12 protein-coding genes are annotated in these 12,379 nt (G+C 72.3%); 5 read left to right on the forward strand and 7 right to left on the reverse strand.

The window, feature by feature from the left end; all coding sequences use genetic code 11:
* Positions 1-17 precede the first annotated feature (17 nt).
* The gene (locus HD597_RS10060; protein WP_253741717.1) at positions 18-1,229 is read right to left on the reverse strand and encodes a sugar ABC transporter substrate-binding protein; all 1,212 of its coding nucleotides are present in this window, start codon (positions 1,227-1,229) and stop codon (positions 18-20) included.
* Positions 1,230-1,372: 143 nt separating this feature from the next.
* Between HD597_RS10060 and HD597_RS10065 the strand changes: the two genes are divergently transcribed.
* The gene (locus tag HD597_RS10065; RefSeq protein WP_253741719.1) at positions 1,373-2,563 is read left to right on the forward strand and encodes an ROK family protein; all 1,191 of its coding nucleotides are present in this window, start codon (positions 1,373-1,375) and stop codon (positions 2,561-2,563) included.
* A 94-nt stretch (positions 2,564-2,657) separates the two neighbouring features.
* Positions 2,658-4,793 carry a discoidin domain-containing protein gene (locus tag HD597_RS10070; RefSeq protein ID WP_253741721.1) on the forward strand — a complete coding sequence of 712 codons (2,136 nt, stop codon included), beginning with the start codon at positions 2,658-2,660 and terminating at the stop codon, positions 4,791-4,793.
* Here the strand turns inward: HD597_RS10070 and HD597_RS10075 are convergent.
* Positions 4,780-5,946: an alpha-hydroxy acid oxidase gene (locus HD597_RS10075; protein ID WP_253741722.1), complete on the reverse strand. Its 1,167-nt coding sequence runs from the start codon at positions 5,944-5,946 to the stop codon at positions 4,780-4,782. The genes HD597_RS10070 and HD597_RS10075 overlap by 14 nt on opposite strands.
* Before the next feature lie 105 nt (positions 5,947-6,051).
* Between HD597_RS10075 and HD597_RS10080 the strand changes: the two genes are divergently transcribed.
* Positions 6,052-6,882: an HD domain-containing protein gene (locus HD597_RS10080; RefSeq protein WP_253741723.1), complete on the forward strand. Its 831-nt coding sequence runs from the start codon at positions 6,052-6,054 to the stop codon at positions 6,880-6,882.
* Positions 6,883-6,950: 68 nt separating this feature from the next.
* Here HD597_RS10080 and HD597_RS10085 read toward each other — a convergent pair whose 3' ends face one another.
* The 5 genes from HD597_RS10085 to HD597_RS10105 form a co-directional block, all read right to left on the reverse strand.
* Positions 6,951-7,223, reverse strand: a complete 273-nt coding sequence (locus HD597_RS10085; protein WP_253741724.1) for a DUF4031 domain-containing protein — start codon at positions 7,221-7,223, stop codon at positions 6,951-6,953.
* Positions 7,220-7,951, reverse strand: a complete 732-nt coding sequence (locus HD597_RS10090) for an HAD family hydrolase (protein ID WP_253741725.1) — start codon at positions 7,949-7,951, stop codon at positions 7,220-7,222. Before HD597_RS10090 ends, HD597_RS10085 begins: the two co-directional genes overlap by 4 nt.
* Before the next feature lie 18 nt (positions 7,952-7,969).
* The gene (locus HD597_RS10095) at positions 7,970-9,154 is read right to left on the reverse strand and encodes a cytochrome P450 (RefSeq protein ID WP_253741726.1); all 1,185 of its coding nucleotides are present in this window, start codon (positions 9,152-9,154) and stop codon (positions 7,970-7,972) included.
* A 144-nt stretch (positions 9,155-9,298) separates the two neighbouring features.
* The gene (locus HD597_RS10100) at positions 9,299-9,574 is read right to left on the reverse strand and encodes a hypothetical protein (RefSeq protein ID WP_253741727.1); all 276 of its coding nucleotides are present in this window, start codon (positions 9,572-9,574) and stop codon (positions 9,299-9,301) included.
* A 103-nt stretch (positions 9,575-9,677) separates the two neighbouring features.
* A complete protein-coding gene (locus HD597_RS10105; RefSeq protein WP_253741728.1) occupies positions 9,678-10,115 on the reverse strand; it encodes a hypothetical protein in 438 nt (145 codons plus the stop codon).
* Positions 10,116-10,316: 201 nt separating this feature from the next.
* Here HD597_RS10105 and HD597_RS10110 point away from each other — a divergent pair, with 201 nt between their 5' ends.
* Together HD597_RS10110 and HD597_RS10115 are read left to right on the forward strand one after the other, a co-directional pair.
* Entirely contained in the window at positions 10,317-11,558 is a 1,242-nt protein-coding gene (locus tag HD597_RS10110) for a hypothetical protein (RefSeq protein ID WP_253741729.1), read from the forward strand.
* An 83-nt stretch (positions 11,559-11,641) separates the two neighbouring features.
* Positions 11,642-12,358, forward strand: coding sequence for a DUF2786 domain-containing protein (locus HD597_RS10115; protein ID WP_253741731.1), 717 nt, complete (start codon positions 11,642-11,644; stop codon positions 12,356-12,358).
* Positions 12,359-12,379: the final 21 nt, after the last annotated feature.

Below are 12,379 nucleotides of genomic sequence, written 5' to 3' on the forward strand. Positions count from 1 at the left end.
GTACGGGAGCGGCCACGTCAGCCGTTCCACCCGAGCAGGGAGCGGGTCTTGCCCGCGGCGTCCGCCAGCGCCTGCTGCGCCGTGGCCTTGCCGGTCAGCGCCGACTCGATGGCCGGGGCGATGATCTCGTCGTTGACCTGGATCCACTGCGGCACGGCCGGGCGCGCGTGCGCGACCTTGAGCTGCTCCAGGAAGGCCGCCTGCTCGGGCCCGCCCGCGGGCACCTGCGCCTTGAGGTGCACGGGGAAGCCGCCGAAGGCGTCGGCGACCGCGCCGTTGTTGTCGGCGCCGGCCAGGAACGCCAGCCACTTCCAGGCCAGGTCCGGGTTCTTGCTGGTGGAGAAGACCACGGAGTCCTCGCCGCCGATGTTGCCGGCCGGCTCGCTCTTGTACGGCAGCGGCGCCACGCCGAAGTCCAGGTCCGGGAACTGCTCCTTGATCGTCGGCACGTCCCACGGGCCGGAGATCGTCATGGCCGCCAGGCCGTTCTCGAACGGCTTGTCCGAGTCGGTGATCTTGCGCGGCGACGACTTCTGCAGGTCCACCCAGAGCTGCAGCGCCTCCACGGCCGGCGGCTGGTCGAACAGCACCTTCTTGCCGGCGTCGTCCACCATCTCGCCGCCGGCGCCGTGCACGATGCCGGGGAACATCCAGGCGCCGTAGCCGTCGCCCTTGGGCACGTTCATGCCGGCCACGTTGGCGTCGGCGGCGTGCACCCGGGCGGCGACCTGCTTCAGCTCGTCCCACGTCTTCGGCGGGGCCGGCACCAGCTTCCTGTTGTAGAAGAGAGCGACCGTGGTCTGGTCCTGGGGCAGGCCGTAGAGCTTGCCGTTGGCGCGATTGGTGTCGAGCGCGCCCTTGTAGTAGTCGGCCTCGGTGATGAGCCCGGCGGGCACCTCCTTGATCGTGCCGTCGAGGGCGTACTTGGAGACCAGCGGCTGGTCGAGAATGCCCGCGTCCGGGGCGCTCTTGCTGACCACGGCGCTGCCCAGCTTGGTGTTGTAGTCGTCCTTGGGGATCTTGACGAGCTTGACCGTGACACCGGGGTTGGCCTTCTCGAAGTCCTTGCGGACCTGATCCATGACCTGGCCCGCCTGTGGCGTCCGGTCCTGGTACATCCAGAACGTCAGCTCCTTGCCCGCGCTCCGGCCGCCGTCGTTACCGCCGCACGCGGCCAGCCCGCTCACGAGGGCCGCCACGACGGCGCCTCGCACAAGTCCTCGGCTCATTGCCATCTCCTCATCGGGGGGATGGCCAGACCATAATCTAAGCCTCGAAGAAAGTCAGGGAACGCTTTGGTAACACCGGCTACCCGGGTACTTCGGGCCGTGAACTAACATGGCGGCGGACTTCTGATAGGGACGGGGACGACATGGGCACGTCAGGGCGCAAGACCGTACGGGACCTTCGCCGGGGTAACCGGGCGATGCTGCTGCGCGCGCTCTACTTCGGCGGGCCCGCCAGCCGCAACGAGCTGTCCGCGCAGACCGGGCTCAGCGCCGCCACGGTCAGCACGATGACCGGCGACCTGCTGGCCGACAACGTCATCGTCGAGGCCGGGCAGGTCGACTCCGACGGCGGCAGGCCCCGCGTGCTGCTCAAGGTCAACCCCGCCTACGGCTACGCCGTCGGCGTGGACGTGGGGGAGACCCAGGTCAAGGTCGAGCTGTTCGACCTGGAGATGAACGTGCGGGCCAGGGCGCACTACGCGGTCCGCTCGGCCAAGCACGACCCCGAGCTGGTCGCCCGCCACATCCTGACCGGCGTGGACGCGGTCATCGCCGAGGGCGAGGTGCCCGCGGGGCAGGTGCTCGGCGTGGGCGTCGGCGTGCCCGGCATCGTCGAGCCGGGCCCCGAGGGGCTCGTGCGGGCCAAGACGTTCGGCTGGGAGGCGGTGCCGCTCGGCGCGCTGCTGCGGGCCGGCACCTCGCTGCCGCTGGTCCTGGACAACGGGGCCAAGACCATGGGGCAGGCCGAGCTCTGGTTCGGGTCGGGCAGGGGCACCCGCGACGCGATCATCCTGCTCGTGGGCTCCGGCGTCGGCGGCACGATCGTGACCGACGGGCGCATCTACCGCGGGGCGGGCATGGCCGCGGGCGAGGTCGGGCACCTGAAGGTGGTCGCGGGAGGGCGGGCGTGCCGGTGCGGGGCGCGCGGCTGCCTGGAGGCGTACCTGGGGGCCGAGGCCATGCTGGAGCGCGCCGGCGTCGAGGCCGACTCCGCCGACGAGGAGGCGGCGCTGGCCCGGCTGCTGGAGGAGGGCTCGCCGGTGATCGGGGAGAGCGTGGAGATCCTCGGGGTGGGGCTCTCGTCGCTGGTGCACCTGTTCAACCCCGAGCGCATCGTGATCGGGGGCTGGGCGGGGCTGATGCTCGGCGGGCGGCTGCTCGACGGGATCCGGGCGGCCACGGCGGCCAATACGCAGGCCCAGCCGTTCCAGCCGGACTCGGTGGTGCTCGGGCGGCTCGGGCCCGACGCGGTGGCGCTGGGGGCGGCCACGCTGGTGATCGAGCCGTTCTTCGGGGACGCCGCGCTTCCGTCGCCCGTGAGTACTATTGCGTAGAAGTTAAATCAAGCATTGACAGAAGTGCGGGCCGCAGGCACGCTCTGCTCGATAGAGCGCTCTCTCACCACCCCCGTTCGTGAGGAGTCCCGCTGTGCACCCCCGCCGAAGTCCTGTCCTGATCGTCGCCGCGCTGGCGGCCCTACTCCTGTCCTGCCTGGTCACGGCCCCCGCGCAGGCCCTGGCGTGCGGCACGGCCAACGCCGCGCTCAACCGCCCCGCCACCGCCTCCTCCACCGAGAACGCCGGCACCCCCGCCTCGGCCGCCGTGGACGGCAACGCCGGCACCCGCTGGTCCAGCGCCTTCAGCGACCCCCAGTGGCTCCAGGTGGACCTGGGCTCCTCCCAGGACATCTGCCAGGTGGTGCTCCAGTGGGAGACCGCCCACGCCACCGCGTTCCGCGTCCAGGTCTCCGGCAACGCCTCCACCTGGACCGACCTCTACGCCACCACCACCGGCACGGGCGGCACCCAGACCCTGGACGTCGCCGGCACCGGCCGCTACCTGCGCGTGCACGGCACGGCCAGGGCCACCGGCTGGGGCTACTCGCTGTGGGAGCTGACCGTCCGCACGACCACCACCACCCCGCCGGGCGGCGGCGACCTCGGCCCCGACGTGCACGTCTTCGACCCCTCGATGCCGTCGTCCAGCATCCAGGCCACCCTCGACTCCGTCTTCACCCAGATGGAGTCCAACCAGTTCGGCCTGCAGCGCCACGCCCTGCTGTTCAAGCCCGGCAGCTACAACGTCAACGCGAACATCGGCTTCTACACCTCGATCATGGGCCTCGGCCGCAACCCCGACGACGTCACCATCAACGGCCAGGTCAGGGTGGACGCGGGCTGGTTCGGCGGCAACGCCACGCAGAACTTCTGGCGCTCGGCCGAGAACCTGTCCATCACCCCGCCCGGCGGCACCAACCAGTGGGCGGTCTCGCAGGCCGCGCCGTTCCGCCGCATGCACGTCAGAGGCAACCTCAACCTCGCCCCCAGCGGGTACGGCTGGGCCAGCGGCGGCTACATCGCCGACAGCCGGATCGACGGCACCGTGCAGCCGTACTCGCAGCAGCAGTGGTTCACCCGCGACAGCACCATCGGCGGCTGGCTCAACGGCGTGTGGAACATGGTGTTCTCCGGCGTCGTGGGCGCGCCCGCCCAGTCGTTCCCCGAGCCGCCGTACACCACGCTCGCCAACAGCCCCGTGACCAGGGAGAAACCCTACCTGTACGTGGACTCCGCGGGCGCCTACCAGGTGTTCGTGCCCTCACTGCGGCAGAACACGCGCGGCGCGAGCTGGCCCGGCACCGGCGCCTCGATCCCGCTCACCCAGTTCTACGTGGCCAGGCCGTCCGACACCGCCGCCACCATCAACGCCGCCCTCGCCTCCGGCCTGAACCTGCTCTTCACGCCCGGCATCTACCACGTCGGCCAGACCATCAACGTCACCAGGCCGAACACGGTCGTGCTCGGCCTCGGCTACGCCACGATCATCCCCGACAACGGCGTCGTGCCGATGCGCGTCGCCGACGTGGACGGCGTCAGGGTCGCCGGCCTGCTGTTCGACGCGGGCAGCGTGAACTCGCCCGTCCTCATGGAGGTCGGCCCGCCCGGCTCGTCCGCCTCGCACGCGGCCAACCCCATCTCCATCCAGGACGTGTTCTTCCGCATCGGCGGCGCCCACGCCGGCAAGGCCACGACCAGCCTCGTCGTCAACAGCGACCACACCCTCATCGACCACATCTGGGCCTGGCGCGGCGACCACGGCGCCGGCATCGGGTGGACGGTCAACACCGCCGACACCGGGCTGATCGTCAACGGCGACGACGTCACCGCGTACGGGCTGTTCGTCGAGCACTACCAGAAGTACCAGCTCATCTGGAACGGGCAGCGCGGGCGCACCATCTTCTTCCAGAACGAGATGCCCTACGACCCGCCCAGTCAGGCCGCCTGGATGAACGGCTCCACCCGCGGCTACGCCGCCTACAAGGTCGCCGACTCGGTCACCTCGCACGAGGCGTGGGGAGTGGGGGCGTACTGCTACTTCAACGTCGATCCGAGCATCGTGGCCGAGCGCGGCTTCGAGGCGCCCGTCAACCCGAACGTGCGCTTCCACTCCCTGCTCACCGTCTCGCTCGGCGGCAACGGCACGATCAACCACGTCATCAACAACACCGGAGCCCCGGCCCAGGGGACGGCCACCATCCCCGTGAAGATCGTCAACTTCCCCTGATCCGCACGGCGTCCCGGGTGAGCCCCTCGACGCCGGCCACACCCAGGAGCTGCAACGTCCGTACGAGCTCGGCGTGGAGCAGGTCCAGCACCCGCGTCACGCCCCGCTCGCCCCCGGCCATCAGCCCGTACAGGTAGGCGCGGCCGACGAAGCACGCCCGGGCGCCCAGCGCGACCGCGGCGGCGACGTCGGCCCCGCTGCGCACACCCCCGTCCAGGAACACCTCCGTACGGTCCCCGACCGCCTCCACCACCTCGGGCAGCAGCTCCAGCGGGGTGGCGGAGCGGTCGAGCTGGCGCCCGCCGTGGTTGGACACCACCAGCCCGTCCACCCCCACGGCGGCCAGCTCCTTCGCGTCGTCCACCCGTTGCACGCCCTTGACCAGCAGCTTCCCCGGCCACGCCGACCTGATCCACTCCAGGTCGGCGACCGTCACCGACGGGTCGAACATCAGGTTCGTCAGCCCCGCCATGTCCTCCGGCGCGCCCTCCACGGTGGCGAACGTCAGCGGCTCGCCGGTGAGGAAGTCGAACCACCACGCCGGATGCCGCGCCGCCTCCAGCACGCCCCGCCAGCGCAGGGAGGGCGGGATCGTCAGGCCGTGCCGCACGTCCCGCAGCCGCGCCCCCGCCACCGGCACGTCCACCGTCACCACCAGCACGTCCATGCCCGCGTCCGAGGCCAGCTTCAGCCTCTCCAGGTTGCGGTCGCGGTCACGCACCACGTAGAGCTGGAACCAGTTCCACCCGCCGGGCGCGGCGGCGGCCACGTCACCGGCCGTCGTGGTGCCCATCGTGGACAGCGTATAGGGGACGGCAGCCCGCTCGGCGGCCCGCGCCACCGCCCGCTCGCCCTCGCGGTGCATCATCCGCGTGAACCCGGTCGGCGCGAGCACCACCGGCATCGCGATCCGCCGGCCCAGGACCTCGACCGACGTGGGCGCCTCGGAGACGTCCCGCAGCACGTGCGGGGCGAACTCCACCCGCCCGAACGCCTCCACCGCCCTGGCCGCCGACCGCTCGTCCTCGGCCGCGCCGTCCACGTAGTCGAACACCATGCGCGGAGCGCGCCTCCTGGCCATCAGCCGCAGATCGGCCACGCCGGCCGCCGCCGCGACCCTGTCCGCCCTCGACCAGCGCGGCCTCCCGGGCACGACCCTGCGCAGCTCCCGCCACCGGGGCAGGCGCCGTGGCTCCTTGTCCGCATTCGACCCGATGCCGAGGACCTTAACATCGCGCGGCCCGCGTACGGTGGGATCGTGATCGACGATCGCCCACCCACACCCGCCCCCACACCCCCGGCCGCTACGGCACCGGCACCCGGCACCGCGGCCGATCCCGCGGCCGATCCCGCGGCCGATCCCGCCCACGGCGCCACCGCGACCCGCGAGGCGTCGGCGCACGGCGACGCGGCGGGTGACGCACACGCCGCGGCCGGGGCCGCGGGTGGCGGCGCGGACGGCGGTGGCCTGGGGGCCGATCTCATGCGGGGCTGGGCCGGGCTGGCGGGCGGATCGGCGGCGGCCCTGGCGCTGGGGGCCGAGCTGGTCGCGCGCTGGGCGGAGCCGCACCGCCGCTACCACACCCTCACCCACCTCGCCGCCGTCCTGACCGCCATCGACGACCTCGCCGACGAGGCCGGCGACCTCACGGCCGTGCGCCTCGCCGCCTGGTTCCACGACGCGGTCTACGACGGCCGCGCGGGCTGGGACGAGGAACGCAGCGCCCAGCTCGCCCAGTCACGCCTCCCGCGCTGCGGTGTCCCGCCCGGCCGGGTGGCGGAGGCGGCCAGGCTGGTCCGCCTCACCGCCGCCCACGACACGCTCCAGCCCGGCGACCGCGACGGCGCCGTCCTGTGCGACGCCGACCTGGCCGTCCTCGCAGGCCCCGGATACGACGACTACACGCGGGCGATCCGCCAGGAGTACGCCCACGTCCCCGACGCGTTGTTCGCGCAGGGCCGCTCGGCGCTCCTGCGCCGCCTGCTCTCCACCCCGGCCCTCTACCGCACCCCCCACGCCCGCGACCTGTGGGAGGAACGCGCCCGCGCCAACATGACGGCCGAGCTGGCGACGCTGACCGCGAGCTGACCGCGCAGGGCCCGAACGGGCGCAGGGCGGGTGACGGCGTTGCGCGCGCCGGCGGCGCCGGGCGCGGGTTACCTGGGCAGGTGGCGCTTGCGGCGGCGCAGGCCGGCCGCGACGAGACGCCGCAGCAGCTCCTGCGAGCCGACCGCCTCCGCCCCCAGCGCCACCGCCCGCGCATGCACGGTCTCCGGCACGTCGTAATGATCCCGGTCGAACGCCCGCTCAGGCACCCCCAGCCGCTCCGCGAAGTCGTGCAACTCCTCCAGTGAGCTGTCGCTGACGAGATGCGACCACATGAGGCCCCGCGGCCCCGGCCAGTTGGGCGGATCGATGAGAACGGTCACGACGTCAAGGGTAGAACCCTCCCACGCACCCCGATCGCCCCCAGATCGGGCACCGCGGCATCAGCCCCCTCACCCTCGGCGTCCACCACGACCACCATGCCGAACCCGCCCTTGCGCCCCGCCTCGATCCCCGGCAGCGCGGACACCACCACCGCGACCTTGGCCGCGGGCAGGTCCAGCCGCCGCGCCGCCTCCAGGAAGAGCGCGGGATCGGGTGTGCCGGGCAGGTTCAGCAGCGCGGCGTCGTTGCCGTCCACCATCTGGTCGAACAGGTGCATGACCCCCGCCGAGCCGACGAGCCTGCGCCCGTGCAGGCTGGCGGAGACGGCGGCGGTACGGGCTCCGCGGTGCCGCAGCTCGTGCAGCAGCGCCACCGTGGCGGGGAACGCGGCCACGCCGTACTTGTCCACCTGCTCCAGGAAGAGACGGTCCTTGGCCAGGCCGAGCCCGTGCACGGTGGGCTCGCCCGGCTCGTCGCCGGGTGATCCCTCGGGCACGGTGATGCCGCGCGCGGCCAGGAACGTGCGGATGCCGTCGAGGCGCGGCCGACCGTCCACGTGACGCAGGTAGTCGCCGCGGATGTCGAACGGCGCCGAGCGGCCGCGCAGGAACGCGTCGAAGACGTGTTTCCAGGCGGCCGCGTGCCCCCGAGCGGTGTCAGTGACCACGCCGTCGGTGTCGAACACGACGGCGCTGATCGCGGTCAGGTCGATGACAGGCTCGTCCACACAGCGAACGTAACCGCTCTACCAGGCGACGGGTAGCTCTTTCACGCCGTAGACGATGGCGAGTTCCCTGAACGGCACGTCACCGGCGAGGTGCAGATCGGGGAAGCGGCGCAGCAGCGCGGGGAAGGCGATGCGCATCTCCATCTGCGCCAGCGGCGCGCCGATGCAGCGGTGGATGCCGTGGCCGAACGCCAGGTGCGAGCCGGCCGTCTCCCGCCCGGGCCGGACCTCGTCCATGTCGCCGCCGAGTGAGGGGTCGCGGTTGGCGCCGGTCAGCGAGCACAGCACCATCTCGCCCTTCTTGATCGGCACGCCGTGCAGCTCCAGGTCGTCGCGGGCGAAGCGCGGGAAGGCGACCTGCACGACCGTCATGTACCGCAGCAGCTCCTCGACCACGTCCACGACGTAGCCGTCGACCTCGCGCACCTTGGCGGCCTGCTCCGGGTTGCGCAGCAGCCACAGGGTGCCGAGCGCGAGCATGCTGGTGCTGGTGTCGTGGCCGCCGGTCAGCAGGCCGTCGGCCATGCTGGCGAGGGTGCGGTCGTCGAGCTCGTCGCCGTGCTCGCGCAGGAGCTGGCCGAGCAGCCCGTCGCCCGGGTTCTGCCGCTCCCTGGCCACCAGGTCCGTCAGGTACGCCATCGCGTCGTTGATGGCCTGCAGGGACGCCTCGGGCCCCGCGGTGAAGTCGAAGCGGTCCTTGCTGAGCTTCACGAAGCCGGCGCGCTCGTCGTACGGGACGCCGAGCAGCTCGCACACGACCAGCGACGGGATCGGCAGGCAGAACTCCTCGACCAGGTCGACCGGCGTCCCGCCGGCCGCGGCCTTGGCCTCCATGCGGTCGAGGTACTCCTCGACCATGGCCTCGATCCGCGGCTCCAGCCTGCGCAGGCGGCGCATGGTGAACTCGGGCGTGAGGTACTTGCGCAGCCGCGTGTGCTCGGGCGGGTCGCGGAAGCCGAGACCGCCCGGGTCCTCCTGGTTGGAGCCGAGCCCGATCACGCCAGCGAAGTCGTTGCTGAAGCGCTCGTGGTCGCCGAGCACCGCGCGGACGTCCTCCCAGCGGGTGACGAGGTACACCGTCTGGTCGCCCGGGATCTGCATGGGGAAGACCGGGTGCTCGCCCCGGATACGCCCGAGCTCGGCCACGGGGTCGAACCCCTCACGCATGAACTGGACGAGCGGGAACTCTTCTGTCTCTGACATCGATATCCGTCCTGGCTGGGATACATCGCACCATGTTGGGATAAATCCCTGCATAGATGGTCCCATCCGGAAAGGTGAATGGAGCCCTCCGAAAGGACGAATTTACATCTCACCCTCGCTGCCCTTGCGAGCGCGGGGGCTCGGTCACCTCCCGGCCAACGCCCTGGTCACCTCTTCGGGCGGCGGCAGCGTCCGGTCGCGGGCGCGGACCGGCGGCTCGGGCGGCTCCGCCTCGGCCGACAGGGCCGGCGGCGAAGGCTTCGGCTTGCGCGGCTCCCGCACCCCGCCCCTGCCACCGGGCGGATCCTCGAACGGGGGACGGTCGCGCTCGGTCCAGTGCGGTTCGCCGGGGCCGAAGCCGGGCGGCCAGGCGGGCGCGCCACTGGACAGAGCACGGCGTCTTCGCGATCGCTTGCTCACAATCCCCTCCTCCGCGTCCCATTGTGCGCCCGGCCGTGGCACACGACCAGCGGGGATCGAGGCTGTCACCAAGACGGCAGGGAGCCCGGCCGCGGGCCGGCCGTCATGGGGACGGAGGAAGCGCCTCCCCGGCCGCCGCCGCGCTGGGGGCGGCGCCGGTGCCGGCGCCGGTGATGGTGGCGCCGGTGGCGGCCGGGGTGACCGTGGCGGCCGGGGTGGACTGCTGGCGGACGAGCACGGCGCCCAGCAGCGCGACGAACGCCATGATCGACGCCGTCTGCTGATCCGTCAGCGACACCCCGAACACCAGCCCCAGCGTGATGCCCGCCTGCGCGACGCCCAGTGCCGCAGCCTTGATGCTCCTGCCCCCGTCCAGGTCGCGTGTCGCGAACGCCGTCCACACGCCCAGCCCCGCCGCCGCGAGTGAGTTGATCGCCGCGACCTGCTCGATCGTCAGCGGCAGGAAGAGCGCCGTCACCAGTTGCAGGCCCGCGCTCAGCAGGCCCAGCACGAGCGCGGGCTCGCGGCCGAAGATCTTCATGGTTCCCCTCCCGGAAATCGGACCCCCTGTGACGGCAGAGGGTGCACGCCCCGCTCTGATACACCTCCGTCAAGTGCCCTGAACTGCTGTGAAAGCAGGGCAAAGTGGGGCAGCAGACGGCGTTTGGCGTACAAGATGGCGACATTCTGCGATGATCTCGTCGCATAGAGCCGGAGTTTGAGCCCTCACGGATAGTGACTGATGCCGACATTTGAGGAAATAACAGCCTTCATCACCGAGAAGCCGCTCGCCACCGCCGTCATCGCGCTGCTGAGCCTGGTCGGCCTGGTGCTCGCGGTCCTGGTGCTGAGGATCGCCTGGCGGGCCCTGTCCTGGGTGTTCACCAGGTACGTCGCACCGCGTCCGATCGAGGACGTGCTGACGATCGTGGCCGCCTCCATCGCCACCGGCGTCTCGGCCCAGGGCATGTGGCGCTTCTCGGAAGACGTGCTGGACCTCGACGGGCCGCTGCGGTTACTGCTGTTCGCGTTCATCGAGGTCGCGATCATCACCTCCGCCGTACGCGCCCGCCGCAACATGCGCGAGAACTTCTCCGCCGGCATCGACGGCATCGCCGTGTGGGCCCTGACCTGCCTGACCGCCGTGCTGTCCTCCATGGACGCCCGCTCGCTGCCCGAAGCCGTGTTCCGCCTGGCCGCTCCGCTCGTGGCCGCCTGGTTGTGGGAGCGCGGCATGGCCATCGAACGCCACCGCATCCGCGGCACCGGCCGCATCAACTGGCGGCTCACCCCCGAAAGGCTGATGGTCCGGCTGGGGGTGGCCGAGGTCAGCGACCGCACCGCCAGCGAGGTCGACGCCCACCGCAGGCTCACCCGGGTCGCGCTGGCCGCCAAGAAGGCCAAGGCGCTGCGCGAGGCCGGCGCCCCCGACCGCAAGATGCGCGCCGCGCTGGCCAAGCTCGACAAGGCCATGGACCAGGCGGTCGAGCACACCGGCCTCGCCGTGGACCCGGCCCGGCAAGAGGCGCTGCTCGCCCAGATCGCGGCCCTGTACAACACCTCCGCGCTCATCGACGCCGACCCCCGCGTGCCCTGGGAGCCCCAGGCCGACCACCACCCCGTGCCCGCCCGGCCCGCCCTGCCGCCCGCGCTGGCCGAGCTCGTGGACGACGAGGACGAGGACGCCGCGGTGCTCGACACCACCCCGCACGTCGTCAGCACCGCCGAACGCGCCGCGCTCATGCGGGCCGCCCGCGAGTACTGGGACCGGCAGATCTCCAAGGGCATCGTGCCGCGTACGGTGGACATCGCCCAGGAGATCGGCATCCCGCTGGGCACGGCGCGCGAGTACCGCGCGCTGTGGAAGCTGGAGCCGCAGGCGCACGCGCTCATCGAGGCGCTGTACCAGCAGCACGGCATCGTCGACACCGGCGCGTTCCCGGCCATCGCCGACGACGGCCGGGTGCTGACGACCAAGTCGTAGGCTTGACCCCGTGCCCCGCCGGCCCGCACTCCTCCATCGCGCCGCACTCCGGCGGAGGTCCCTTCGGGAGGAGAGTGAACGGCGTGCGGGAACGGGAGCAGGGGGAGCGGGTGCGGGAGCGGACGCTCGAACGCGTCAGGAAACTGCTGGCCAAGGCCGAGCGCACCGACAACGAGCACGAGCGGGCCACGTTCATGGCCGCCGCCTCGGCGTTGATGGCCAAGCACGGCATCGACACCCTGCCACCCGCCGGCACCCGCCAGGTCCCCGGCGACCGCATCGTCACCCTGCCCGCGCCCTGGGCCAGGGAGAAGGCCAGGCTGGTCAGCCTCGTGGCGCAGGCACTGCGGTGCCGGCCGCTGCTCATCGGGCGGGGCGACGGCGGGCAGCGGGTGCACGTGTTCGGGTTCGCGGCCGACCTCGAGCGGGCCGACCTGCTGGCCACGTCGCTGCTGCTGCAGATGGCCTCGGGGCTGGCCAGGGCGGAGCTCCCCGGTGACGTCACGGCCGTGCGGGCCTATCGCCGCTCGTGGCTGCTGGGCTTCACCGACGAGGTGTACCGGCTGCTGTGCGAGGCCGAGTCCAGGGCGGAGGCCGAGTCGGCCGGTACGGGCGCCGCGCTCGTCCTGGCCGACCGCAGGGCCGAGGTGGAGCGGGCGGTGGCCGCCCACTACCCCGACGTCCGCATGAGCGTCCCCAGGACCAGCGGCACCGGCTACCGCGACGGCGCCGCCGCCGGCCGCGCGGCCGACCTCGGCCGCACCGGCATGGCCACGGCCACCGCCCGCGAGCTCACCTGAGGCGAGGCCACGTCTCGGTAA

It is taken from the genome of Nonomuraea thailandensis, assembly GCF_024172165.1.
Lineage (GTDB): Bacteria > Actinomycetota > Actinomycetes > Streptosporangiales > Streptosporangiaceae > Nonomuraea > Nonomuraea thailandensis.

Excerpts from the sequence above, each read along its gene's own strand:
- HD597_RS10065 (WP_253741719.1), top strand. The coding sequence starts at position 1,373 with ATGGGCACGTCAGGGCGCAAGACCGTACGGGACCTTCGCCGGGGTAAC.
- HD597_RS10095 (WP_253741726.1), bottom strand. The coding sequence starts at position 9,154 with ATGTCAGAGACAGAAGAGTTCCCGCTCGTCCAGTTCATGCGTGAGGGG.
- HD597_RS10110 (WP_253741729.1), top strand. The coding sequence starts at position 10,317 with ATGCCGACATTTGAGGAAATAACAGCCTTCATCACCGAGAAGCCGCTC.
- HD597_RS10060 (WP_253741717.1), bottom strand. The coding sequence starts at position 1,229 with ATGAGCCGAGGACTTGTGCGAGGCGCCGTCGTGGCGGCCCTCGTGAGC.
- HD597_RS10105 (WP_253741728.1), bottom strand. The coding sequence starts at position 10,115 with ATGAAGATCTTCGGCCGCGAGCCCGCGCTCGTGCTGGGCCTGCTGAGC.